The organism is Brevibacillus fluminis, assembly GCF_052072235.1.
Lineage (GTDB): Bacteria > Bacillota > Bacilli > Brevibacillales > Brevibacillaceae > Brevibacillus_D > Brevibacillus_D fluminis_A.
The window spans coordinates 2303388-2329177 of sequence record NZ_CM125436.1; the positions used below are offsets into that span (position 1 = coordinate 2303388).

24 protein-coding genes are annotated in these 25790 nt (G+C 51.8%); 18 read left to right on the plus strand and 6 right to left on the minus strand.

Annotation, left to right across the window (positions count from 1 at the left end):
• The first annotated feature begins 19 nt into the window (after positions 1-19).
• Genes ACTID9_RS11365 through dpsA form a run of 3 tightly spaced genes read left to right on the plus strand, consistent with a single transcriptional unit; the run spans position 20 to position 1917 of the window.
• The gene (locus ACTID9_RS11365; RefSeq protein ID WP_441071352.1) at positions 20-226 is read left to right on the plus strand and encodes a hypothetical protein; all 207 of its coding nucleotides are present in this window, start codon (positions 20-22) and stop codon (positions 224-226) included.
• Positions 227-264: 38 nt separating this feature from the next.
• Complete coding sequence (gene splB / locus ACTID9_RS11370; protein WP_441071353.1) at positions 265-1332, plus strand: spore photoproduct lyase; 1068 nt, start codon at positions 265-267, stop codon at positions 1330-1332.
• Between the two features lie 45 nt (positions 1333-1377).
• Positions 1378-1917: a DNA starvation/stationary phase protection protein DpsA gene (dpsA, locus tag ACTID9_RS11375; protein WP_441071354.1), complete on the plus strand. Its 540-nt coding sequence runs from the start codon at positions 1378-1380 to the stop codon at positions 1915-1917.
• Here dpsA and cysK read toward each other — a convergent pair.
• A complete protein-coding gene (gene cysK / locus ACTID9_RS11380; RefSeq protein WP_441071355.1) occupies positions 1910-2830 on the minus strand; it encodes a cysteine synthase A in 921 nt (306 codons plus the stop codon). The two genes, dpsA and cysK, sit on opposite strands and share 8 nt — an antisense overlap.
• A gap of 165 nt (positions 2831-2995) precedes the next feature.
• Between cysK and ACTID9_RS11385 the strand changes: the two genes are divergently transcribed.
• The 3 genes from ACTID9_RS11385 (at position 2996) to ACTID9_RS11395 (ending at position 5030) form a co-directional block, all read left to right on the plus strand.
• Complete coding sequence (locus ACTID9_RS11385; protein ID WP_441071356.1) at positions 2996-3628, plus strand: deoxynucleoside kinase; 633 nt, start codon at positions 2996-2998, stop codon at positions 3626-3628.
• An 8-nt stretch (positions 3629-3636) separates the two neighbouring features.
• A complete protein-coding gene (locus ACTID9_RS11390; protein ID WP_441071357.1) occupies positions 3637-4329 on the plus strand; it encodes a deoxynucleoside kinase in 693 nt (230 codons plus the stop codon).
• A gap of 89 nt (positions 4330-4418) precedes the next feature.
• Positions 4419-5030, plus strand: coding sequence for a hypothetical protein (locus ACTID9_RS11395; protein WP_441071358.1), 612 nt, complete (start codon positions 4419-4421; stop codon positions 5028-5030).
• Between the two features lie 121 nt (positions 5031-5151).
• On the opposite strand, the gene ACTID9_RS11400 is transcribed toward ACTID9_RS11395, so the two are convergent.
• From ACTID9_RS11400 to ACTID9_RS11410, 3 genes are read right to left on the minus strand one after another with little or no spacing between them, the layout of a single operon-like run.
• Positions 5152-6966: a DUF2357 domain-containing protein gene (locus ACTID9_RS11400; protein ID WP_441071359.1), complete on the minus strand. Its 1815-nt coding sequence runs from the start codon at positions 6964-6966 to the stop codon at positions 5152-5154.
• Entirely contained in the window at positions 6950-8953 is a 2004-nt protein-coding gene (locus ACTID9_RS11405; protein WP_441071360.1) for an McrB family protein, read from the minus strand. The genes ACTID9_RS11400 and ACTID9_RS11405 overlap by 17 nt, the downstream gene beginning before the upstream one ends.
• Positions 8954-8964: 11 nt before the next feature.
• On the minus strand, positions 8965-10044 hold the full coding sequence (locus ACTID9_RS11410; protein ID WP_441071361.1) for a hypothetical protein: 1080 nt from the start codon (positions 10042-10044) through the stop codon (positions 8965-8967).
• A gap of 339 nt (positions 10045-10383) precedes the next feature.
• On the opposite strand from ACTID9_RS11410, the gene ACTID9_RS11415 reads away from it, so the two are divergent.
• Genes ACTID9_RS11415 through ACTID9_RS11430 form a run of 4 tightly spaced genes read left to right on the plus strand, consistent with a single transcriptional unit; the run spans position 10384 to position 15981 of the window.
• Positions 10384-11085: an ABC transporter ATP-binding protein gene (locus tag ACTID9_RS11415; protein WP_441071362.1), complete on the plus strand. Its 702-nt coding sequence runs from the start codon at positions 10384-10386 to the stop codon at positions 11083-11085.
• Complete coding sequence (locus ACTID9_RS11420) at positions 11069-12232, plus strand: efflux RND transporter periplasmic adaptor subunit (protein WP_441071363.1); 1164 nt, start codon at positions 11069-11071, stop codon at positions 12230-12232. Before ACTID9_RS11415 ends, ACTID9_RS11420 begins: the two co-directional genes overlap by 17 nt.
• A 12-nt stretch (positions 12233-12244) precedes the next feature.
• Positions 12245-15124: an ABC transporter permease gene (locus ACTID9_RS11425; protein WP_441071364.1), complete on the plus strand. Its 2880-nt coding sequence runs from the start codon at positions 12245-12247 to the stop codon at positions 15122-15124.
• 2 nt (positions 15125-15126) lie between these two features.
• Entirely contained in the window at positions 15127-15981 is an 855-nt protein-coding gene (locus ACTID9_RS11430) for an ATP-binding cassette domain-containing protein (RefSeq protein ID WP_441071365.1), read from the plus strand.
• An 85-nt stretch (positions 15982-16066) separates the two neighbouring features.
• On the opposite strand, the gene fabF is transcribed toward ACTID9_RS11430, so the two are convergent.
• Complete coding sequence (gene fabF / locus ACTID9_RS11435) at positions 16067-17308, minus strand: beta-ketoacyl-ACP synthase II (protein ID WP_441071366.1); 1242 nt, start codon at positions 17306-17308, stop codon at positions 16067-16069.
• A gap of 206 nt (positions 17309-17514) precedes the next feature.
• On the opposite strand from fabF, the gene ACTID9_RS11440 reads away from it, so the two are divergent.
• The 5 genes from ACTID9_RS11440 (at position 17515) to tyrS (ending at position 21697) form a co-directional block, all read left to right on the plus strand.
• A complete protein-coding gene (locus tag ACTID9_RS11440; protein ID WP_441071367.1) occupies positions 17515-18366 on the plus strand; it encodes a helix-turn-helix transcriptional regulator in 852 nt (283 codons plus the stop codon).
• 92 nt (positions 18367-18458) lie between these two features.
• Complete coding sequence (locus ACTID9_RS11445) at positions 18459-19025, plus strand: SLOG family protein (RefSeq protein ID WP_441071368.1); 567 nt, start codon at positions 18459-18461, stop codon at positions 19023-19025.
• A gap of 94 nt (positions 19026-19119) precedes the next feature.
• Positions 19120-19911, plus strand: coding sequence for a hypothetical protein (locus ACTID9_RS11450; RefSeq protein WP_441071369.1), 792 nt, complete (start codon positions 19120-19122; stop codon positions 19909-19911).
• Positions 19912-19933: 22 nt separating this feature from the next.
• Positions 19934-20056 (plus strand): hypothetical protein, encoded by a 123-nt coding sequence (locus ACTID9_RS11455; protein ID WP_441072557.1) that lies wholly within the window; start codon positions 19934-19936, stop codon positions 20054-20056.
• Positions 20057-20437: 381 nt separating this feature from the next.
• Complete coding sequence (gene tyrS, locus ACTID9_RS11460; RefSeq protein ID WP_441071370.1) at positions 20438-21697, plus strand: tyrosine--tRNA ligase; 1260 nt, start codon at positions 20438-20440, stop codon at positions 21695-21697.
• Positions 21698-21862: 165 nt separating this feature from the next.
• Here tyrS and ACTID9_RS11465 read toward each other — a convergent pair whose 3' ends face one another.
• Positions 21863-22669, minus strand: a complete 807-nt coding sequence (locus ACTID9_RS11465; RefSeq protein WP_441071371.1) for a putative protein N(5)-glutamine methyltransferase — start codon at positions 22667-22669, stop codon at positions 21863-21865.
• Between the two features lie 192 nt (positions 22670-22861).
• Between ACTID9_RS11465 and ACTID9_RS11470 the strand changes: the two genes are divergently transcribed.
• From ACTID9_RS11470 to ACTID9_RS11480, 3 genes are all read left to right on the plus strand, one after another.
• Complete coding sequence (locus tag ACTID9_RS11470) at positions 22862-23917, plus strand: alpha/beta fold hydrolase (RefSeq protein ID WP_441071372.1); 1056 nt, start codon at positions 22862-22864, stop codon at positions 23915-23917.
• A 194-nt stretch (positions 23918-24111) separates the two neighbouring features.
• Entirely contained in the window at positions 24112-24906 is a 795-nt protein-coding gene (locus ACTID9_RS11475; protein WP_441071373.1) for an HAD family hydrolase, read from the plus strand.
• A 128-nt stretch (positions 24907-25034) separates the two neighbouring features.
• Entirely contained in the window at positions 25035-25490 is a 456-nt protein-coding gene (locus tag ACTID9_RS11480) for a CoxG family protein (protein ID WP_441071374.1), read from the plus strand.
• Positions 25491-25790: the final 300 nt, after the last annotated feature.

Below are 25790 nucleotides of genomic sequence, written 5' to 3' on the forward strand. Positions count from 1 at the left end.
CAGAAGGGATGGAGGAGGATTGTGGACAAATTGGGTGACCATTCACGAATCGTTTGGACTGCCGCGCGTGGCACAAGATTGCCGCACCTATCTGGAGAATAACGGCATTCGCGTCCGCTTGCAGCGAAGCCGCAAGCAAACATCCGCCTATTACTTGCTGCAGGTCCCCAAGACGCAAGAGGGTGCGGCAAGGGAACTCTTGACACGCTTCCGCAAGAATCTGTGACCGCCCGGACGCCCATACTAGCGGCAGGAGGGATGGCGATGACAACGACGGTGTTGGAGCGACCAAGCGTGCTGGCAAACGATCGCATGTTCGTGCCGGACTCTGTTTTTTTCGAGCCGGATGCACTCAATTATCCGCTGGGAAAGGAGCTGTATGCCCGATACCAGGCGGAAGGCTTGCCGATCAGCATGACGACGAGCCACAACCAGGTGCGCGGCATTCCTGGCGAGACCGATTTGGAGAAATACCGCAATGCCAAGCGAACATTGGTCGTGGGCGTGCGCAAAACGATGAAATTCGAGCAATCCAAGCCATCGGCCGAGTATGCGATTCCGCTTGCGACCGGATGCGCCGCCCATTGCCATTACTGTTATTTGAATACGAATATCGGAAGCAAGCCTTATCTACGCGTATATGTCAACACGGACGAAATTTTTGCCCAAGCCCGCGCGTACATCGAGGAACGGCTGCCGGAAATCACCCGGTTTGAAGCGGCCTGCACGTCCGATCCGGTCGGGATCGAGCACATCACCGGCAATTTGAAGCGAACGATCGAATTCATGGGTGGTCAAGAGCATGGCCGGCTGCGGTTCGTCACCAAGTTTCACCATGTGGATTCGCTTCTGGATGCGAAGCATAACGGACATACCCGGTTTCGCTTCAGCGTGAACGCCGATTATGTGATCAAAAACTTTGAGCCGGGCACATCGACTTTTGACCAGCGGATCGAGGCTGCGGGAAAAGTCGCACGGGCAGGGTATCCGCTCGGATTCATCGTGGCGCCGCTGTATTGGTTTGAAGGCTGGGAAAAAGGGTATACGGACTTGCTGGAGCGGCTCAAAAACCAGCTGGATACGGCAGGGACGAACGATTTGACATTTGAGTTGATCCAGCATCGGTTTACCAAGATCGCCAAAAAGGTGATCCTCGAGCGGTATCCGAAAACGAAGCTTGTGATGAACGAGGAAGAGCGAAAATACAAATGGGGCAAGTACGGGAAGGGCAAGTACGTGTATCCGGATGGACAAGCCAAGGCGCTGCACGCGCATCTGCGAGGCGAGATCGGGCGGCTGTTTCCCGAGGCGCGCATCGAATATTTCACTTGAGTCAACACTACAGCAAGAACGATTCACGGAAAGGATATGGTGAAAATGAGAACGGTGCACAAGCCGATGCTCTTGCACAAGCTGGGTGAGATCAAGGAAAATCCGGTGCGGATCGAACCGATGTACGCGAAGCAGGTGAGCGATGCGCTCAATGTGCTGCTCGCCAGCGTGTATACGCTGTTTCATCAAGTGAAAAAGCATCATTGGGTGGTAGAGGGACCCGATTTCCGCGACCTGCATCTATTGCTCGATGAGCTTGCCGCGCATTTGCTCGCGCACGGCGACCAGCTCGCGGAACGGGTGACGGTACTGGCCGCATACCCCATCTCCACGCCGCGCAAGCAGCAGGAGATGGCGTTGTTTCCAGTGGAGGAAGAAGGCATGTTTGATTTGCGCACGATGCTGATGGGTGACATGCGCGCCTATCAGGAGATTATCGCCCGCTATCGCGATGTCATCCGGCTCGCCATGCAGGTGGGCGATTTCGGCAGCGAACACATGCTGAAAGAACAGCTTCAACAGCTCGAATTCGATGTCCACCATATCGAGCATGTGTTGGGAGAGGACACGCTTATGCTTAATTGAACAAGCCGCCCATGGAAAGGTACCGCTCGCCGGAGTCTGCGCACACGGCGAGCACTTTTTTGCCCGGCCCCATTTTGGCTGCAAGCAGCATCGCCGCATAGACCGACGCACCGGAAGAAGGTCCGACCAGAATCGCTTCCTTGCGGGCAAGCTCGCGCGTCGTTTCCAATGCTTGCTCATCGGTAATCTGGATGATTTCGTCGTAAATGTTTACGTTCAAAATTTCCGGAATGAAACCGGGGCTCGTGCCGACCACTTTGTGCGGGCCAGGCTCGCCGCCGGACAGAACAGGAGAACTCGCAGGCTCGACGACTGCGATAAACAAATTCGGCAAATGCTCGCGCAGCGCTTCGCCCGTACCGGTGATCGTGCCGCCTGTGCCGGCCGTCGCGACAAATCCGTCGAGCGCTCCATCCATCTGCTGCAAAATTTCCAGTGCGGTGGAACGGCGGTGTGCGTCCGGATTGAAGCGGTTGCGGAACTGCATCGGCATGAAGCTGTTCGGGATTTGCGCCAGCAGCTCTTGCGCTTTGCGGATCGAGCCCGGCATCTTCTGGTCGCCAGGCGTCAGCACGACTTCCGCTCCGTACGCCTGCAAAATATGAATCCGCTCTTTCGTCATCGTGTCCGGCATGACAATGATGGCTTTGTACCCCTTCACGGCAGCGGTCATCGCCAAACCGATTCCGGTGTTTCCGCTGGTCGGCTCGATGATCGTCGCCCCCGGCTTCAATTCCCCCAACGCCTCCGCCTGGCGAATCATTTCATAGGCGGCCCGATCCTTCACACTGCCGCTCGGGTTATATTTTTCCAATTTTACATAGACGTCCGCCATCTCTTCGGTAACGACACGCTGCAGCCGAACGACAGGGGTTTGCCCGATCAATTCGCCCATATTTGAAACGATATGCATGTCCAACCACTCCTTCCTCGATATGTAGTCGCGTTTGTGTGAAAAGTCATAATCCCATAATAACACATCGGAATTTAAGAATTAAGACGGTTTCGACAAAAAAATACAAGCGTGGTACAATAATACTTCGGTTTTTGTTACGAATAGAGGGGGAACACAAGGTACATGGATTCCGTTTTCATCACCGTCGAAGGGCCGATCGGGGTCGGCAAAACTTCGTTGTCGCATGCGATCAGCCAGGAGTGCGGATTTCAACTTCTGGAGGAAATTGTCTACGAAAATCCGTTTCTTGGCAAGTTTTACGAAAATATTGCGGAATGGAGCTTCCAGCTGGAAATGTTTTTCTTGTGCAACCGGTACAAACAGCTGCAGGACATCCATGAGCAATACTTGCACAAAGGAATCTCTGTCGTCTCTGATTACAACATTTTCAAGAATACGATTTTTGCCAAACGGACGCTTGGCAACCGAAACCTGCCGAAGTTTTTGCAAATCTATGATATTCTGACACAGGACATGCCGCAATCCCATCTGGTCGTCTATTTGTCTGCCAGCATTGATACGGTGATGAATCGGATCGCCATGCGCGGCCGCGATATCGAGCGCAACATCAAGCGTGAATACATGGAGCAGCTCATTGCCGATTATGATGAGTTTTTCCGCGAGTTCCAGCTGCGCCATCCCGACACGCCGGTATTGACAATCGATTGCGATGCGCTTGATTACGTGCACCGCCCGCAAGACCTTGCCCACGTAATGGGAAAAATGAAGGAACAACTTCAGCTGATAAGGGGTTAGTGACTGTTATGGCAACGTTTCAAAAAAGTCTTATTCGTGAAAAGTACGGAATTCCTCATGATGCCGTCATCACCGTCGGCGGTACGGTGGGGGTGGGCAAATCCACTTTCACCCGCGCTTTGGCCGATCTGCTCGGCTTCCGCGTCTCTGTGGAAAAAGTAGACGGGAATCCGTATTTGGAACGCTTCTATGACGATTTTGCCCGTTGGAGCTTTCATTTGCAAATCTATTTTCTGGCGGAACGCTTCAAGGAGCAGAAGCGCATGTTTGAATATGGCGGTGGCTTCGTCCAGGATCGCTCGATTTATGAGGATACCGGGATTTTTGCCAAAATGCTGTATGAGCAAGGCCGGATGAGCGAGGATGACTATCAGACGTATACCCAGCTGTTCGAGGCGATGGTGATGACGCCATACTTCCCGCATCCTGATCTGTTGATTTATTTGGAAGGCAGCTTTGACGAAATCATCGATCGCGTCCATGAGCGTGGCCGTCCGATGGAGCAGCAGACGCCAACGCAATATTGGCAAGATTTGTTCAGCCGGTACGACAAATGGATCGACTCCTTCACGGCTTGTCCGGTTCTGCGAATCAGCATTCATGAATATGATATTTTGAATAATAGTGGCTCCGTCGAGGTCGTTCTGGAGCGCGCAGCGGAAAAGATCAAGCAGCTTCGCGCGGTTCGCCGGAACGGGTAATGATGGTGAAGGGAAAGCTTCTTCTTGCGGCGAATACAAGGGGAAGCTTTTTTTGGCATGTAACGAGCTGCAGAAAGGAAGGGATGGCTGTGAAATTGTTCCATTATCACCATTGGACACCTGCTGTGGAGGAGACGGAAAACTTTTACCGGGACCGTGGGTTCCATGTGACACTGCGCACCGGAAAAGCAAACGGCGCTTTCCAGCGTTTTGACCCGCCGCTTGCGTGGGCGGATTTTCGCGAGCAAGGGGTCATGTTTCGCATCATTGAAATGGTCAGAGGGCAGATCAATGTGACGTTCGGTTTTGGCAAAAAGAATCGGTTTGACCATATCGGGTTTCTCGTAACCGAGGGAGCGCGCGCTGCAATTTGTGCGCGGGCGGAAGCATGGGGATGGGAGGTTGAGCGGGGGGAGCGCAGAACGTTCGTCTACACCCCGTATCGGTTCAAGGTCGAGCTGCAAACGCGTCCAGACGCTGTCGATGCGGCCGATGGAACGGAAATCGCGCAAATGGTGATGGGGCATAAAGAAGTCGACGTGCCGGATCGTTTGCGTCAGCTGCTCGATGATCCGCTGGAACAGCTTTCGTTCGTAACGTCCGGGCAGACGGGAATTATTGAGGTAATGCTTTCGGGAGCGGAAGCGGTGAGCGGGGTTGATCCTTGTGGCGTGCGGTTGGTGGATTCCAGCGAGAGTTAGGGCTGAATAAATGAAAATGCACCTGTTAATCCCATCAGATCGGTCCCTAACGTATACCGATGGCTGCGGTTAACAGGTGCTTTTCACGGTTTTTCATTGATTGGAGGAGCTTACTTCAGCTTTAGCGGTTCATGTTCGTGTAGCGGTCCATAATATTGTTTATCGCATTCAACAGTTCCTTGTCCATATGTGCCGTGCTGTGTCCCGGGCTAATATTGACAAAACGTATTTGAAAGTCGCCTTCAAAAGCGATGGGTTTCTCCGTTTCATACTCGGTAGGATACGATACCCAAACTTCAGATACCGGATTCACATATTTGTGAAAATGAGGATTGGCACTTGCCCCAAAGAGAAAGGGAGAACGGCAGTTGTTGCCGTATGCAATGAGTTGACTCATCGTATTCGAACGTGTTTTCGCATTAACGCTCGCGTCATTCCAGATCCATCGACGAGCCCGGTATTTGAACTCCAGTATGATGCTCCCTATATAAATTTCTTCTCGAAAAACATCAATTCGTCCATCTGGCCGATTGTTTAGTGCGGTTGTATACAAGGGATGCCTGTCGATCGTAGTGAGATGGCTTTGCTTGGGCATTTCGCTATCGTAAACAAGATGCAATGTGATATCACCGTTTCGACACACAATTTTTGTATCGCTGGGCAGAGTGGGAATCAGCAGGCGTTGGCTACTGAAATCCAGATCGAATATCCAGCCGCAGACGGCTTCGTAATTTAGCCCTCGAGTCAGGACCTTAATGATTTGCAAAAAGCTCCAGATTTCATACAATTTATCCGTTCGTTTCCATTGATAAGAAAATGAGCTATCCAGAGCAACTTCAAATTTTTCATAGCGCAGTTCTCTATATAATAAAAACAGCGAGCGATAGCGATGGTCACTCGATAATACGTGTGGAATCGAGTGAGGTTTTCGATTGGATACCAGATCGTACCATGGAGCTGATTTAATCATCGATAGTCCGGTTTTCATTTTTTTTGCCAACTCGACAAAGCGGGATAATTCGGAACTCACCTGCTTCTTTACACGGATCACAGCTTTTGTGTTTTCCTGAAAGTCATATTGTTCCAAGCTAGTAATCTCTTCTTTCAATTCAGCAAGATAATTTTCTAGTGACAACATAAATTCATTCACGATTTGTTCAATATATCGTGTCATGTATTTTACCCAACGATTTTCTGGTAAATCGTAGTTCATTTGACGGGTGGGAACTTTGAGTGATTCCAAATATTGGGGATGACGCAAACGATTGCGAATGGTTTCCTCGTCCACCATTTTAGCCCGCTCGGTAGGCACAAAGCGATATTCCTTCTTAATCCGATAATTTACCTTCATATAAAGGTCCGACAGTGCACCCATGAAAGCGGGAAAGGCTCTCTTTATCAAGATAAACTGCATGAGTAGCCTGGGTGGTAATTTTTCCATGTAGGACGATCCGATCCCCAAGTTCTTGCGAATAAAATCTTGAGCAAGACCACGCAATTCATTTTCCACTTCATTCCGCATCAGTTCCCATTGCGAGGTGTTAATCTGTTTTGGATGTACAATCAGAATCGTATAGTAAAGCCGGGAGTCAACCTGAACCTTAATCATGTACTTTCCTGGAATGAGCGGATAAAAGTCGTTATAGTCAAACAGCAGAATAGGCTCAGGAGATGGAGGGAGAAAAACTCCCCCTTTTTCATCCAATTCTACAGACCTTTCCGGTAATACTTCTAGCCCGTCCATATACATTTTCGCGTTTACATCGGTTGCTTGAAAATGGACATACAAACGCTTGTTTTCTACGACAGTGACAAAAGAATGGTCGTCTTGCTGACAGGCGCCGCTTTCATTCTCAAAAAAGAAGGGTACTTCAGCGGACTGATGATCTTGTTCAAATGCTAAACGAAAGGGCACGAGACTAGACGGTATAGCCATTGATTTTCAACTCTCTTGTCTTTTGATCAATGATTTTTCTTGACTCGGTAAAAGGGGATAAATCGTGATAACGATCAAGAATTTCTAAAAGTGACCCTCCGGTTACTTTGCCAGTATGTAAATCGATTGTGCCGAGCAATGCCTGAAGCTGTTCTTCCGATCCTCTAAGTTTCGTGAGAATTCGTTGTACGATTTGCTTGTCTAGTGCGTCGCTTGACGTAAAATAAGAGGTTTTGGGCAAGTTTTTCATGTAGTTGTCAATTTGTTTTACAATTCTTGGGCCAACGCCCAAATTCGTATTAACTGTCTGAAAGGCTTGATGAATATCCCAAAACAGATGTACCTCCTGATCGGAGAGGGAAAAACCGTTTTCTGTGCTTTTAAAGCTTCGGAAGACGTCTAGGGAATATGGCTCCCGTTTCTGATTTTTCTTTTCGTCCTTTAACTCCTTTAACCCGATAAACGGCATAATCTCGAGCGAAATCACATTGGCTCGGTCCAACACTTTGTCGCTGAAATGGTACGTACTTTCATCCAGGTTCACCGTACCGACGAAGATAACGTTGTCCCCGATTGGAATCGTTGGTGGGTATTGCGCAGAATTGTATAACTTGGCTTCAAGGTCGTCATTATAGAGCCGGAGAATCCGGCGGCTCGGCTCCAGTTCAAGAACCGATAAAAATTGTGAAAAGTAGTGTTCGACGCGGGCCAAATTCATTTCATCAAAGCAAATGATGTACAGCTTGTTGTTTTTGTTTTCATCATTTTTGGCGTTTATTAACGTATTGATCATGCCGGAATCACCAGGCCGGTACACCATATGCAATGAATCGACAAATCCGACCAAATCAGCGTCGTCGCTCCATGATGGCCGCACGGGAATGATGTTCAATTGCGAATCATCCATTCCTAATGCTCTGCTATATGCTTGCACAAGCTTTGATTTTCCGGTTCCACTCATCCCGGCAAGAATCGTCAGTGTACTGGATTTAAGCGAGGTGTGAAAATTTAATAGGTCTCTTTTCTGGTACTGCAAGCCCATATCGCGCGTAATCGAATAAAATAATTCCAAAAATCTGGTTTCTTCCGAGCTGGACAGGTGATCAGATGCAGGAACTGCCGGTTCCGGTGCTTCCTGGGCAAGCGGTTGGGCAGCTTCTTCTGTCACGGGATCAGATAATTCCATCGTGGTGGCGGCGATTTCAACGGCTGCCGAAGTGGTTGACCCGATTTCTGTATCCTGTAAAACCCCAGCCTGGTGCAGTTCAGAGGATATTCGCGTGTATGTGTTCAACTCGATAAACATAATGTCTTTCTCCTCGTGGCAATTATCAAACCACTCGCTGCTGACGGATATGTTTTTCAAAGGCTCTTTGTATGAAAAGCAAAATCCACCAAATGCATATTGGTGTTTATCAAACTCTCCTATTACTTCAAAACGGGTATCATCATGCTTCCATAAAACAAAAGAAGGTGTGTCATCCGGTTCTGTAGAGATATAGTCTATTTTACCGACGAATTTTTTGGTCAGTAAGCGTGTCTGGAAGTCCTCGAAAGAAAGCTTGTGGTGTTTTGTACTGAAGATAGGAACGGGCATGAGCGTGATTTTATCATGATAACTGTCCCATTTTGGAATTAAGCGAGCTTCTTTCGCCAGGTAAACTTCATTTTGGCCCAGGTTCACCTTTCGCGTTGGACGAAAAATCAATAAATTGTCACGCAAAAAATCACGTAAAGCTTCTTCACGCTCATCATCGCTCTTGTTGTACTGATCTTCAAATCCGTACCGATGAAGCTCAGAGGCATAGCAGGTAAATAAGCGAACATCCGGAAAGGTCTCAGGAGTTTGGGAGATGACCTTTATTAGAAATTGGATACTGTTTTGTCGATTGACGAACACTGCAAATGGTTTGCCGGTTGTTTCACTTACATAATCGTTATCTGCCAAAACTCCTACCAAATCGATATCCCAGTTTTTTATTGTCACGAATAGCCCTCCTAGTTTACGTATTTTTGAATTTCGATAAAATTCGAGAACGTGTGCAATTGCTCTTTCGGGACAACATTTTGCACAAATGATTGTTGTCTGGCAGGCACCTTATAGGACAAAAGCCAGACTTGATCGATTCCTTGCAGACTTTCTTCATTTAATTTCGTTTCAATGTCACGATTTTCAATGATCACCACATCAAAACGTGTCCAATTCCTAATACTGGTATTTTGCGGATTTCCAATCATTAAGACTTTTGTTTTTTGCGGGGCTTCATTTGAGAGGGAAGCAGCTTCCTTTTGACGGGTTTCCAATGCGTCATGATTTGGATGAGAGGCGGTCGGTTTCTCTTTTATCGTCATGCAAAGCGCATGCAAGCGTGATATTTCTGCCGCGTTTTCTTTAAGCAGTTGTTGAGCGCGGTTTAACTCGTCCATGACCTTCTCTTTGTTTTGCTCACTCTGCTTGAGGGCCGATTCCAAGTCTCTGCACCGCTTGTCGCTTTCTTTCTTGTCTAGTCTTGCCTTTGATTTTGTGTCTTCCAATTCTTTCTGTAATTCTTTCAATTTTTGTTTGTACTCGTCGTTTTTGTCCTGGGCTAGTTTTAATTTTTTTCGTTCCTGGGACAAGAGGAGATTGAGTTGCTGCAATTCTTCATTGATATTTTTGGAAGATTCGGTTACTGCCAGCGTGCTTGGCTCTTCATTCCCGCGTTCGGAGGGTGATTTTTCGATCTCATTAAAAATGTCATGCGCTTTTTGGAGAAGCGAATGATCATTCGATGCGATCAGAACAGCAATGACTCGTAGCAAGTAATCGGAGCGGTTTCGAATCTGCGCGGTCAATTGCTCAGCCGTATACTCCTGGTATGTAGAATTGCCTTCGGCGTGCTCCTTGACTTTTTCCATGTAAGTCACAAAATTTCTGGGTGCAAGCAAGGCTTGTAACAGTTTCGGTCGCTGCAACCTCATGGTGTCCAATGTAACAGTTCGAAACCCTGGGACCCTGAGATTAAGTAGTTTGGCAAATTGAAACAGATCTTCATTTGACGAGATTTCCAATGTTTTTCGAAAGAGATCCTTATCCACAAGCTACCCTCCGCAATTCATCTAAAATGGAATCATAAGCATTTGGATTTCATAGGTCAAATTTCATAATTTCAACTTCCTTTACCAAATGAATCGTTTATCTTTCCAAATTGTATTATAACTTCTGTTTAGCCAGACTACCAACTTCTTTTCGATCGTGAAATATTTTTTAAGTACAGCAGATAAAAAGAAATTGGGAACCGAAAGCGAGACTTTCTACCCTTATGGCTTTTTGTTGTTTATCATTTTTTATTATATTTTATACAATTTCTTGAAAATTAATTTTACAATAAAAGAATATTTACACTTTTAGAAAAAGTTTTTGGAGGATTCATCGTAATGGAGACGTTTTTGCTAGAGACGAAGCAGGTGAAGCGGGTTTTCGGGAATGGCAGCGGCGCGGTCACCGCATTGCAGGATGTCAGTATCAAGGTGCCAAAAGGCCGGCTGCTCGTATTGAAGGGAAGGTCAGGTTCAGGCAAGACAACCTTGCTGAATTTGCTTGGCGGTCTGGACCGGCCGACAGAAGGGGAGGTTTATTTTGAACAGAAAGTGCTTTCAAACATGTCCGAGACGGCACGTACCGAGCTTCGGCGGCGGCGCATCGGCTTTATTTTTCAGTCATTCGGGCTGGTACCGCTGTTATCGGCAGCGGAAAATGTAGAGTTCGGCCTGCGGCTCGCGGGAGTTGCCCGCAGCGAATGGCAGAGCCGTACGGCGGAAGCGCTGGAATTGGTCGGTCTCGGCAAGCGGGGCAGCCATCGTCCCTTTGAGATGTCAGGGGGCGAACAGCAGCGCTGCGCGATCGCCCGTGCGCTTGCTGCTCGTCCGCCGCTGATTTTGGCGGATGAGCCGACAGCGGAGCTGGACACCAGGACGGGGAGTAAAATCGTGGCGCTTTTTCGCGAATGGATCGCCAAAGAAGGCGTGACGATTTTGATGACGACCCATGACCCGGCGATCATGGAAGCGGCAGATGATGTGTACGAGCTGGAAGACGGTCGGATCAAGGGAGGGAACATCGATGAAGCCAAACGCTGAGCGGTTCGCGCGCTGGCTGCTTCCGGTTGCAGCGGCCAGCCTCTTGCTTTCGGGCTGCGCGCTTTTTCCGAAGGAAGAGGCGGTGCTCGCCCCTCCGCTGGTGGAACCGGCGCCTGTCAGCTACGAGGTGGCAAAGGTAGAGCGGGAAACCATCGCAAAATCGATAAAAGGCAGCAGCACCTTCACGTCCCTGGTCAAGCACGAGCTGTATTTCCGCGATCCGACCGAGCCTTTGCAATCGTTCGATGTGAAGGTGGGCGATCATGTGAAAAAGGGGCAGGTTGTGGCTACCCTCGACGCAGGTGATATTGAGCTTGATATTCAAACGGCTGAGTTCGAGCTGAAAAAAGCGCAGCTCGAGCTGAAAGCGGCGCAAATGAACGATCCGTATACGCTGGAAGGCGCAAAGCTTGAACTGGCCCGCGCGGAGCTGTACGCCAAGGTCGACGAGACGAAGCTGGCTGCGCTCGATGTCGCGAAAGCCAAGCTCCGCGTCGCCGAGCTGCAGGATACACAGAAAAAGCGCTACGAGATCGAAGTCGCGCAGATGAATGTGAGCGAAAAACAAATGCGGTTGCAAACATTGAAGAAGAAATATGAAGATACCCGTCTCGTCTCACCGATCGACGGGGAGGTCACGTTCGTGAGCAACGAAGCGGTGGGCGATAAGCCGCAAGCCTTGCAGCCGCTCGTGACCGTCGCGGACCCTGCGAAGCTGTTCGTCCTCTACAAGGCGCCGGATGCCGAGTACCTCAAGGAAATCGAGGTGGGCATGCGCGTATCGTTAACGCTCAAGGACAACACAAAGCTGGATGGACGGGTCGTCCAGGCGCCAAACGGCATTCCCGCCGATTTGACGGAAGCCCAGTTCAAGGAGCATGGCGACAGCCTGGTCATCGCGGCCGACAAGTTGCCAGACAAGGTGGAGATGGGGACACCGGTCGACCTGGAAATCAAGCTGGCCCGGCATGAGGGCGCGCTGACGATTCCGCTAAAAGCGCTGCACGAATTCGATGGTCGCCATTTTGTGCAAGTTCTGGATGGGAAGAGCAAACGCGAGATCGACGTGGAGACAGGCATACAAAATGCGCTCAAAGTGGAAATTGTCAAAGGGCTGCAAGAGGGCCAAACGGTGATCATGGAATAGGAGGGGCGGCGCATGGCATTTTTGTTTATGATCGTCCGCAAAATGGCTGCCAACCGCTGGCTGGCAGCAAGCCTGCTCCTGGGCATGATCATTGCGGTATCGCTGGTTTCAAGCATTCCGGCATTCACCTCTGGCATGTTGCAGCAGCTGTTGGTGAAAGATTTGGAAGCGTATCAGGAGCAAAGCATGCAATATCCGGGCGGGCTCGAACTGACCTTGCATTTCAACAAGGCGAAACCGGAAAATCGCGCATTCGCCGAAAGCTTCGGACGAAAAGCGCAGCAAGAGCATCTGGATGGTCTGGATTTGCCTGCGATCAGCCAGGTGGACATGCTGCAGACGATCCCGCTCACAAGCCAGCTCATCCGGAACCAGAAGCGGCAGGAAGGGGAAACCCACGCGAGCGTGGCGCTCACCTCTTTTCGCGACATGGACAAGCACCTTGCTCTGATCGATGGCAGGCTGCCGGAACCGCAGCCAAAGGATGGCGTCTATGAAGCGTTGGTCACGGAAACTGCGCTCAAGAAACGCAATCTGGTGCTCGGCAATGAGTTCGTCTTGACCACGCCGGAGAAAAAAGAGATCCGCGTCCGAATCGTCGGCGTGTTTAACGAAAAAGGGGGAAACGACCCATACTGGTTCACGGATGTGAGCACGTTTGTCTCGAGTTTTTTTCTGCCGTATCCGTCGCTCAAGGACGGGATTCTCGCCGAACATCCGATTTTGTCCACCGTCAAGTATTACTGGGCGTTCGATTATCATCAGATCGATGTCGGGCAAAAGGAGGCGCTGGCAGGGCTGGAACAGGCGATGAAGCAGGACGCGCTTTCGCTGGGGGTGGACAAGTCAGAGTTTGGCTTCCGTTTTCCCGTATCCGGCGTCATCACGCAGTACGATGCCAAACGGGCGCAGTATGAGCTTGTGCTCTGGTCGCTGTACGTCCCCGTTTTCGTCATGCTGGGGCTGTATTTGGTCATGGTCGTGCGTCTGATCATCGATCGGCAGCGGACGGAAATCGCCGTGCTGGCGAGCCGCGGGGGCAGTCCGCGACAGATTTTTGCGATTTATTTGTGGGAAATTGTTTTGCTTGGCAGCGTGGCGTATCTCGTCGGTCCGTTTTTGGGTGTACAGCTCGGCCGCATGCTGGGCGTCTCCAACGGGTTTCTCGAATTCGTGGACCGGTCCGGCTTGCGGGTGACATTATCCGGCGACATTTTCCTGTATGCGCTTTGGACGATTCTCGCCTGCGTCGTGATCTTGCTTGTTCCCGTGGCGCTTGCGACGCGGCAAAATATCATCAGCCACAAGCTAGCCGTGGCTCGTGCCCAAGGGCAGCCGGTCTGGCACCGATTTTTTCTCGATGTGTTTTTGCTGCTGGTGGCCGGGTATGGCTGGTACTCGTACCAGCGCGCGATCAGCCCCGAGCAGGCAGCAGACGGCGTGGCTGCGCATACCGGAAGCGTGGATGCGCTGCTCTTTTTTGTTCCGGTCCTGTTTGTACTGGGGACGGGCCTGTTGTGTTTGCGTCTGTACCCATGGCTGCTCACGTGCATTTTCTGGCTTGGCAAGCGAATCTGGCCGCCTGCGGTCTATACCACATTGGTGCAGGTGGGGCGCTCGACACGGCAGTATCAGTTCATGATGATGTTCATCGTGATGACGGTTGCGGTCGGGCTGTACAGCGCGAGCATGGCGCGTACGCTGAATCAAAACATGGAGGAGCTTTTGCGGTACCGCAATGGCGCGGACATCCGGATGAAGGTGGACTGGCGGGACAACCAGCCGGTGCGCCTGATCGTGCGCGGTCCGAACGCCGGCGGACAGGGCGAGGATGCGGTGCAGCCCGAGAAGCAAACCGTGGTCAAGTACGAAGAGCCGCCTTTCGCACCGTTTACAAAGCTGCCGGGCGTCTCCCATGCTGCGCGGGTGTTCGTAAAAGACATGGGGGTGGCACAGCATGCCGCCGATCAGGTCGAGCACGTCAAGATCATGGGGATCGACCCGAAGGAATTCGGCGAGACGGTATGGTTCAAAACAGGCTTGATGCCGCATCACCTCAATGATTATTTGAATTTGCTGGCGGGTGAACCGAGCGCTGTGCTCATCTCCCGTTCGCTCGCGGACAAGCTGGCGCTGAAGCCGGGAGACTCGATCCGGCTGTCGTGGAAAGGCGGGCGGCCCGGCGATTTCACCGTGTACGGCATCGTGGACTATTGGCCGTCGTGGAATCCGCAGCCGAGCAAGGATGACTATGGCAATGTGACCGAATCGTATCTGGTCATCGCGAACTTGCCGCAAATTCAGGACAAAATGTGGCTCGAACCGTATGAGGTATGGGTAAAACTGGAACCGCAAGCGTCGACCCAGTCGCTGTACCAAGCGATTGCGGCACAAAACATTCCGGTGACCCAGCTGTTGAATGTCAATCAGGAGCTGATCAAAACCAAGACATCGGCTTTTTACCTTGGCATGAACGGCTCGCTTACGCTCGGCTTTTTGCTGTCCATGCTCGTGACGTTCACCGGATATTTGATTTACTGGATTTTGACATTGGGTGCAAGAAAGCTGCAGTACGGCGTATTTCGCGCGATGGGTCTGTCCTTCGGGGAGTTGGTCTGGATGCTTGCCATCGAGCAAGTGCTGACGTTTGGCGTCGCCTTTTTGCTCGGCATCGGGATCGGAAAGCTGTGCAACACGCTGTTTTTGCCAGCGCTTGCGATTTACGTGAACGCGCAGGCGCAGGTGCCGCCGTTTGCCATCGCCTCGCGCACAATCGATGAACTGCTGATTTACGGCTTCATCGCGTTGACGCTCTTCATCGGCCTCGGTATTTTGGCCATGCTGCTTTCGCGGCTGCAGATTCACCAAGCGGTCAAGCTCGGGGAGGATTAAGGATGATTGTTTGCGAAAATTTGGTGAAAATTTACAAGGTTGCCGACCTCGAGGTGGTGGCCTTGCAAGGGCTGGACATGACGGTCGAAGCGGGCGAGCTGATGGGCATCATCGGGAACAGCGGCAGCGGCAAATCGACGCTGCTCAACATGCTGGGCGGGCTCGACCGGCCGTCGGCAGGCAAGCTGTTCGTCGACGGGCAAGATTTGTTCCGCATGACCAATGCCCAGCTCGTAGCTTACAAGCTCGCCACGGTCGGGTTCGTCTGGCAAAACAATGCCCGCAACCTGATCCCGTATCTCACCGCGCTGCAAAATGTCGAGATGCCGATGCTGCTTGCGGGCAAGCGCGATCGCAAGTGGGCGCTGGAGCTGTTGGACATGGTTGGCCTTGGCCATCGCAAACATAATCAATTGCACCAGCTGTCTGGCGGCGAGCAGCAGCGTGTCGCGATCGCCATCGCGCTGGCAAACCGGCCCAAGTTGCTGCTGGCCGATGAGCCGACAGGAAGTGTGGACACGCGGACGGCATCGATCATCCTGGACATTTTTCAGGAGTTGAACCGTTCGCTTGGCTTGACGGTGGTCATCGTGACACATGATGTGCAGCTTGCCCGTCAGGTCGACCGCGTCGTCTCGATTCGGGACGGCAAAACATCGAGTGAGATTCTCCGGCGAGAATCGGCGACCGAGCAAAGCGAGGAAGGAGTCGTTCACGAAGAGCTGGCGGTGCTCGACCGGGCTGGCCGTATGCAGATTCCGCGCGAGTATTTGCAGGCGATCGGACTTGAGGAAGGCGACAACAAGCTGCGCATCGAGCTTGCGGACGGGCGCATTGTTCTGCTTCCGCCGCGGTAACGAGCAAAAAAAGAGCCTGGAAGAGCCGCCACGTGGCTGGCTGATTCCAGGCTTTTTGCGATTTGCGAACACACATGCCGGGGTATTACGATTCTTCGAATGTTTTGCACACGATCACCGCATTGTGACCGCCAAAACCGAATGAGTTGGACAGCCCGATCGCAAGCTTGGCCTCGCGCGCGACATGCGGCACATAGTCGAGATCGCATGCCGGGTCCGGATTGTCCAGATTGATGGTCGGCGGGATGATGCCCGTCTGCAAGCTTTTGACCAGTGCGATTGCTTCTACCGCGCTGGCGGCTCCGAGCAGATGGCCGGTCATCGACTTGTTGGCGGTGACGGGAACGCGGTAGGCATGCTCGCCAAACAGCTTTTTGATCGCCACCGTTTCCGAGAGGTCACCTACACCTGTGCTGGTTGCATGCGCGCTGATCATATCCACGTCTGTTGGCGCAAGGCCGGCATCTTGCAAGGCCAGCTTCATCGCCTGATAGGCGCCGCGCCCTTCCGGATGTGTCGCGACGATATGGTACGCATCGGATGTCGCGCCGTATCCGATCACCTCGGCGTAGATGCGCGCATTCCGCTTTTTGGCATGGGAGAGCGATTCAAGCACCAGGATGCCGGCTCCTTCGGCCATCACAAAGCCGTCGCGATCCCGATCAAACGGACGGCTGGCGCGAGTCGGTTCGTCATTGCGGCTGGACAAGGCGGTTGCATTGGAAAAGCTGCCAAGCGAAATCTCGGTGATCGCCGCTTCCGTCCCGCCAGCAATTACCACATCGGCCCCATTCGTGCGGATCAGCCGCAGCGCTTCGCCGATCGCCGTGTTCCCGATCGAGCAGGCGGTGACCGGCGCCATCGTCGGCCCTGTGAAGCCGTGCGTGATGCTGATCATCGCAGCCGCCATGTTGGCGATCATCATCGGCACCAATGTCGGGCTGATGCGCTCCGGTCCACGCTTGTGCAAGACAGCTTCCTGTTCGAGCAAGGTCTGGATGCCCCCGATGCCGGAACCGACGTAGACGGCCACCCGCTCGCGGTCAAGCTCATCGCTTACAAGCTGGGCATCTGCCAGCGCCTGATTGGCCGCCGCCATGGCAAATTGACAAAAGCGATCCATCCGCCGCGCTTCCTTTCGGCCCAACAGCGCTTCCGGATCGAAGTCGCGGACAAGCCCCGCGATCCTGGTTTTATATCGGGTTACGTCAAATGTATCGATCGTCGAAATGGCCGATTCGCCTCGGACCAAGCGATTCCAAAACTGTTCCACATCATTTCCCAGAGGCGAGATGACGCCTGCCCCTGTAATCACGACTCTTTCCATCGTAATCCTCCTTTGCTAGCGGTGGGATACTTGTATCTTTACATAGCGTTTATCCTATTACAAGTTGCTGTTTATCCTAGTATAATAGGTACTACCTTAGTTAGAAAACCTGGCTACGCCAAGCTTTTTGGCGGAGCCGCGGTTGCACTTATACTGGATAAGAATTTTCTAAATTCTTATCTGTGCCAAAAAAGGAGCGCATCGGCATGAATCATCATACGAGACGGCAAGAATTGTCCGTCTTTCTGAAAACCCAGCGGGCCAAAATTCTTCCGCAGTCGGTAGGACTTGCCCCCGGGACGCGCAGGCGCACGCCAGGGCTGCGCAGGGAAGAGGTCGCCCAGCTGGCAGGTGTCAGCTTGACCTGGTACACCTGGCTGGAGCAGGGACGGGACATCCAGGCGTCCAAATCCGTCCTGGATGCGATCGCGACGGCATTGCAGCTCACCATCGACGAACGGAAATATTTGCACGCGCTGGCATCGGAAGGAGGCGCGGGAGCAGGACTGGTCGGGAAGCAGGAGGAAGAGCCGCAGATCAGTCCGGCCCTGCAGCGGATTTTGCAGGAGCTGCGCTTTTGCCCGACGATCATTACGGATCGCCGCTGCCAGATCGTCGGCTGGAATCAAGCTGCGGCACACGTGTTTCTGGACTTCCAGACCGTTCCGGTCGACGAGCGCAATCTGATCCGGCTGGTATTTTCCCGCAAGGAGCTGCGCCGGCTCGCCGTCAACTGGGAGCATTTCGTCAAAGGATTCCTTTCGATTTTTCGCGCCTATTACGGGCAGTATTTGGAGGATGAGTGGTACGATCTGTTTCTTGGCGAGATGAAGGAGGAGTACCCCGAGTTCGATCGGCTGTGGGAGCAAAGCCGGGTCAGCACCGCCCCGGAAGTCTTGATCGAATTCCGGCATTCGCGCGGCGGAAAAATGCTGTTCGAGCTGACCTCGCTGCAGGTGCAGGGAAGCGCGGATTTGCGCTTGAGCGTGTATACGCCTGCGGCAGAAACGTCGACAGAGACGAAACTGCGGCAGCTGATGGAGCGGAATGGGGAGTAAGGGGCAAGCTTTGCAGCGCCAGACCCATCGGGGAATCGGTCAAATGACCGATCGATTTTCTGCTGGAACTCTTTTACACGAGAGGTGGCATCATGGTAAAACGTTTATTTGTTTCAGGATACAAGGCTCACGAGCTTGGCATATTCAATGAAAAAAATCCGGGGTTAGCCATTATTAAGAAAGCACTGAAAAGGGAACTCATAAGACTCCTCGAGGAAGAATTGGAATGGGTCATCATATCAGGTCAACTCGGGGTAGAAATGTGGGCAGCCGAAACGGTTCTGGAATTAAAAAAGGAGTATCCCCATCTAAAACTGGCGGTCATTACTCCATTTTTGAATCAAGAGGAAAAGTGGAAAGAAGAGACCCAGGATTACTATAGGACGATTGTGATGCAAGCCGACTATCTCAATAGTGTCTATCAAACACCGTACGAGGGAGTATGGCAGCTTAAAGAGAAAGACAAATTTTTGCTATCTCATTCAGACGGGATCTTGTTAGTGTACGATGAAGAAAACGAAGGCTCCCCGAAATTTTTAAGTAAGCTCGCCGCAAGAAAAGCGGAAATGGGCGAATATCAGTTAGTTCGCATTAACGCGTATGACTTGCAGACCATTGCGGAGGAACAGCAGCAAGAATTGTACAATGGCGATTTCTAACTAAAGGGAAACCAGCGATGAAACGCTGTGTTGAAACTTTTATCCGGCAGCATACGTATGCTTGTATGAATGTTTGAAAGGGGGAGAGGAAAGAATGCAGAGCATTCAGAGTTATCGGGCCGAATCAAATATGGAGGCTCATCTGAAAAACGCGTATCGGGAGTGTTGGCAGCGGTTATTGCATGCGATTCCTTCCTTAACCGAAGATGAGCTTTTATCGCTATCGAATCCTTTTCTGGTTAAACCCCTTCCTTGCTATCGAAAGGCAAAGAAAAAGGTGTTGTTTGTTGGACAGGAAACGAACGGCTGGGATTCCTTCGAGCAAACATTGGTAACCTTCAATCGAGAGAGCGAAGAAAATAACCGGGAGGGCATCATTGAATATCTACAATGGATGTACGAAGACTTGCGATACCATCGGAAGTGGGATCACACGCCCTTCTGGAAAGGGGTTCGAAGGCTTTTTCAAGCGATTTCACCAGGAGAAGGCGACGATGGATTTTTGCACACTCAATTAGTACGTTTTGACGTGGGCAATAAGCGACCACCTCATCATATTGAGAACCTGCTCCAACGAGAATATAACATATTGCCCATGGAGATTGCGGCTTTATCACCTGATGTTATTGTTTTTTTGACCGGGCCCTATTACGATGATCGACTCAGGGAAACGTTTCGGAATGTTGGGAGATTAGGAGACAATCTTGTTTTCGAGCCGATTTCTGGATTCAGAGAAAATGAACTGATTCGTATCGCTCATCCAGTCTTACCTTTTCATACCTACCGAACCTATCATCCTGGTTACTCGTTGCAAAGACACGAACAGACTGTTTTTGAACCGATAGAAGATGCCTTACAATCATTAGTAAAAAAATCGGTTCCTTGATAAGGAGAAAGCTCCAAAGAGGCTGAAAGCGGCGATCGATGGTCGTTATCCGCTTGCAGATATTGCTGTTGCCCATCGATATGTAGGGACGGGGCGGAAAAAAGGAAATGTTGTGATAACGGTTGATCGCGGTGGCGAGAGATGAAGATTGGATTGAAACCCAGTTGACACACATCCAGTATTTCACTATACTGTTTGTAATCTTATATGCGACATACGTTGAAAGAGCCCAGTAGCAGCTTGGTCCCTGTTCAAGAAAGCCGGGGGGGTGATGGAACCCGGTACACACCAAGCCAGCGAATTACACTCTGGAGTATCTCGGGTAATGCTGAGCGGAATGGCGAACGATAACTCGCTGAGAGCGGCATGAATGGCGTGCGCAAGCGCATGGGCCATTGGTGCAATCTGGGTGGTAACACGGTTATACAATCGTCCCTGTGTCTACAATAGACAAGGGGCGATTTTTGTTTTTAAACCGCAATGATGCTTCGTTATAGGATACGATGACGCAAGGGAGTGTTTGGCAGTGAACATTATCGACGAATTGGAATGGCGCGAAGCCATCAATCAACAGACGGATGCGGATGGTCTGCGGGAATTGACCTCGCAAAAAGCGATTTCGGTCTACTGCGGTGTGGACCCGACGGGTGACAGCATGCATATCGGGCACCTGATTCCTTTCATGGTGCTGAAACGATTCCAGCTTGCCGGCCATCGACCGGTCATTTTGATCGGCGGGGCAACCGGTACGATCGGCGACCCGAGCGGCCGCCAAACCGAGCGCTCGCTGCAGACGCTCGAAGAGGTGCAAGCAAACGTCGAGGCGCTCACCGAACAGATGAAAAAGCTGTTCGTGACCGAAGGCGACAACCAAATCCGCCTGGTCAACAATTACGACTGGACGCATAAAATCAACGTCATTGAATTTTTGCGCGATTACGGGAAAAACTTCAGCATCAATACGATGCTTGCCAAAGATGTCGTCGCGAGCAGGCTCGAAAGCGGCATTTCCTTTACGGAATTCTCGTACCAAATCCTGCAGTCGCTCGACTACCTGCATCTGTACCAGCATGAAGATGTACAGCTGCAAATCGGCGGCTCCGACCAATGGGGCAACATCACGAGCGGTCTCGACCTGATCCGCAAAAAAGTCGGGCCAGAGGCAAAAGCGTTCGGCCTCACGATTCCGCTGATGCTGAAAGCGGACGGCACCAAGTTCGGGAAAACGGCTGGCGGCGCAATCTGGCTCGATCCGAACAAAACGACGCCATTCGAATTTTACCAGTTCTGGGCGAATACGGACGACCGCGACGTTGTGAAATACTTGAAATACTTCACGTTCCTCTCCAAGGAGCAAATTGACGAGCTGGCGGAAAAGGTGCAGACCGAGCCGCATAAGCGCGAAGCGCAAAAAATGCTCGCAGAGGAAATGACCCGCTTCGTGCATGGCGAGGAAAAGTTGGAGCAGGCGAAACGCATCACGGCGGCATTGTTCAGCGGCGACATCAAATCGCTGTCGGCAGACGAGATCGAGCAAGGCTTCAAAGACATGCCGACATTCGAGGCGACGAAGGAAGCGAAAAATATCGTCGACTGGCTCGTGGAGCTGGGCATCGAGCCGTCCAAGCGTCAAGCGCGCGAGGATATTACAAAAGGCGCGATCTCGATGAACGGCGAGCGCATCAGCGACCTGGAGCTGGAAGTAAACGCGGACCAAGCCATCGGCGGCCGCTTCATCATCATCCGCAAAGGGAAGAAAAACTACAGCCTGGTGAAACTGTCCTAGACGCTGGCATGACAGAAGCCTCCTTGAATCGATCAGGGAGGCTTTTTTCTGCGGAGGAAATCGTGACCGGTTTGGGCAGAGGCTTGGCCTATCCGACGACAGAAGAAGGGGAAGTTTTCGATGACGCCGAAAGCGAAACCGTCTCTCAAAGCACGGACGGGGATGTCAGCGATCAGGCTTCGTCCCGATGACGACGGTGGCGTCGAGGTCGTCACAGCGGGTGACGCGGGAGAACAGCCCGTTCTGCTCAAAAATGCGGACGGTCTGAAGCGTCTGCCGCTCGCTCGTCTCGACCAGCAGCTCTCCCCCCGGGGCCAGCCAGAGCGCTGCCTCGGACGCGATCCGCCGCTGGATGTCCAGACCGTCCGCACCGCCGTCAAGCGCCACCGGAGCCTCATGCAAACGGGCTTCTGGCGGCATCGTCCCGATCGCGCCCGTGGGGACATAGGGCGCATTTGCTACCAAAATGTTGATACGGCCGCGCAGTTGGGGAGGAAGCGGCTTGTACAAATCTCCTTCATACACGGTTCCACCATAAGCGGTGACATTGCGTCTGGCGCATGTCACCGCGGCAGGATCGATGTCGGCGGCATGCAGCTCGATTTGGTCCATGCGTGCTGCCAGAACGGTGCCGATTGCACCCGAACCGCAGCACAAGTCAACCACGATCGCCCCTTTTCGCAGCCGAGCGGCGGCCTGTCGGACGAGAAATTCGGTGCGGTGGCGCGGCACAAAGACGCCTTTTTCCACCATGATCTTTACGCCGCAAAAAGCGGCCCACCCCGTGATGTGTTCCAGCGGGAAGCCCATGACGCGCTGCTCCACCATCGCCTCCAGCTCGACAGGACTCTGCGCCGCAGCTGCGAGCAGCCGTGCTTCCTCCTCGGCGAACACGCAGCCGGCATGCCGAAGTCTGGTGACAACAGTGGAAATGGTTGTTTCGCATTCCGTCCATCGTTTCCTTGTGTCCATATAGGCCCTCATTTCGATCGAATGATCATTTCGCGTCTTACCGTTGATTGTACGTGTCCCTTTGCATCTTCACAAGCGATTACGCAGGGAACAATCCGAATCTGGCAAGAAGACAACTGCGAAAAAAGGACACGATCGCGGCCCGGAATCATGTAAAATGAAGGAAAAAACGTCACGTCAGGGGCCTTTCGATTGAAAAGAAAAGCATTGCGAGTTCTAAAAATAAGCATCCGCCTGATTCTTGTATGGATCGCGATCGGATTGATTGTTCCGACATGGACACCACAGATCGAAGGCAAAAACAGCATCAGCTCGTTGCGGCAGGTCATGATCAACGGTACAGGCCACGAAGTGATGATTCGCGGCGTCGACCGCCGCAATCCGGTTGTGATTTTTGTCCATGGGGGACCGGGCTGTTCCGAAATCCCGTATGTCACGAAATACCAGGATCTGCTCGAGCAGCATTTTACGATCGTTCATTATGACCAGCGCGGCAGCGGTAAATCCTATCATTTTTTTGAAGATTATTCCCATCTGTCTACCGATGTGCTCGTCGATGATTTGCTGGCATTGACCGATTATGTGGAAGAGGAGCTAGGGCAGCAAAAAGTGCTGTTGATCGGCCATTCGTTTGGCACCTACATCGGCATGAAGGCGGCGGCGAAAGCGCCGGGCAAATATGCAGCGTATATTGGCATCGGGCAGGTCAGCGATCATGTGATGAGCGAAACCGACAGCTTGAATTTTGTGATCGACCAGGCGAATCGCGCAGGCAACCTGGATGATGCCAGGCAGGCAGAACAGCTGCGGGCATCGATCTTGCACGAAAAAGCATCCACGCCGCGTGCGCTGATCCGAAAATATGGCGGTGCGGCGAGATTGATTGACGAAAATCTGGATTACTATACGGGCTTTCTCTTTCATCCTGAATACAATTTGCTCGATGTCATCCGTTATGTGAGAGGCGTAGCGGTGTCACAACGCCCGCTGCTGGAAGAGGAAGCGCACGCGGACCTGCCGCAAATCGTGAAAAAATTGGACATTCCGGCTTATTTTGTGATGGGCCAATACGATTACATGACCTCCGTGCATGCGGCAAAAGCCTACTTCGAAGAGCTGGTTGCACCACAAAAACAATTTGTCGTGTTCCCCAAATCAGCGCATTATCCGCAGTTCGAGGAAAAAGAGGCGTTTGCCAAATGGCTCGTCCAAACGTGGAGCGAGCTGACGTCCCGAGGCAATATGTGAAAAGTGACGCCGTAGGTTCGATAGACGCGGCGTGAATTCTCTATGACTTTTTCTGATTTGCCCTCTCCTGTATGGCTACCGATATGGTAGGATGATAAAATGGATTGCATGTTCGACTAGCTGCCGCTGCAAAGCTTTGCGGGGCAAAAGAGTTGAAACAGGGAGAGAAACAGAAAGAAAGAGGGATTCAAGAAATGGCAATCAAAGCGATTTTATTTGATTTGGATGATACGCTGTTGTGGGACGAGCGCAGTGTCAAGGAAGCGTTCCAGGCGACTTGCGCCGAGGCGGCCAAGCATTACGAGGTAGACACGGAACAGCTGGAAGAGGCGGTTCGACGCGAAGCACGAGCCATGTACGAATCTTTCGAAACATTCCCATTCACAAAAATGATCGGAATTAATCCGTTTGAAGGGTTGTGGGCTCACTTCAAGGAAGGCAAACAGGAGGAGTTCCGCAAACTCCAGTCGCTCGCCCCGTCCTACCGGAAAGAATCGTGGACACGCGGCTTGCGTGCGCTCGGCGTTGAAGATGAAGCGCTTGGCGCCAAGCTGGGCGAACTGTTTGCGGCGGAGCGGAGAAGCCGCCCGATCGTCTATGAAGAAACGTTCGAGGTCTTGGATCAGCTGAAAGGGAAATACAAGCTTTTGCTGCTCACCAACGGATCGCCTGATCTGCAGCAGGAAAAGCTGGCCGGGGTGCCAAGCCTCGCGGGGTATTTCGATCATATCATCATCTCGGGTGATTTCGGCCGCGGCAAACCGGATGCATCGATTTTTGAACATGCCATGAGCTTGCTGGACATCACGGCGGAAGAAGGCGTCATGATCGGTGACAAGCTGACCACAGACATCTTGGGCGCAAACACGGTCGGCATGCGCAATATGTGGATCAACCGTCACGGGCTGCCGCAAGCAACCGATATCGTGCCGGCACATGAAATCACCAGTTTGCGCGACATTCAAACGATCATCGATTCGCTGGAATAAGTAGCTATACCTTTGCCCAGGTTTTTTGCATAATCGAAACGCTTGCATCAAAATTCCCGAAATATCCCGCATCGCGCAGCCATAGATATAACAGGATGAAAAAAGCAGCGGGAAAGGAATGAGCAGCCATGCCACAAGGCATCCACAATATCGAGCTTGATTTGTCCATCTCGACGATCTGGAAGTTTGTCAGTGTGCTGGAGAACTGGATTCCCTTGGTGCCCGGTTATGTGAACCACGAAATCATCAACGATCGCCAGGTGACCTGGTCGTTTGTAGGGGACATCGGCATTCTGAAGAAAACGATCAACCTGCAAGTGGACATCATCGAATGGACCGAGCCGACGTCGGTGCGATTCAACCTGAACGGGACGAGTGGGAATTTTACGGGAGAAGGGTTCTTCAAGGCGCAGGAACTCGGGCCCGTTAAGACGCGGATGACCGGATTTCTCGATATTACGGCAAAAGGCTTGAAGGCGCCGATGGTCAATTCAGTGCTGAAAACGCATGTGCCGCAGCTGACGGCCGACCTGGCGGAAGCGATCGCCAATCGTATGTGTGAAGCTGCAGGCATACCGAGATAGCGGGTGTGAGCCCGGCAGTGGAGCTGTGGGACAAAACACGTGAAAGCCTTGCTTGACGTTACGTAACACATTTTTTCGAAAGATACGGATAGCAGAAACGAATCAAAAGGGCGATCCATCGAAAACCAATCGATCAAATCAGAGGGCTCGCTAAAAAGAAAAGGCAGTGGCATAGGTCGGACGAGAAGAGATGTCCGAGAGTGCCACTGCCTTTTTTGTTGATAAAAGGGGATTCAGTCTAACTCGGTTCACAAATAAGTTTGTAACCATTTTCCCCAAAAATCCGACTAACGTTAAATG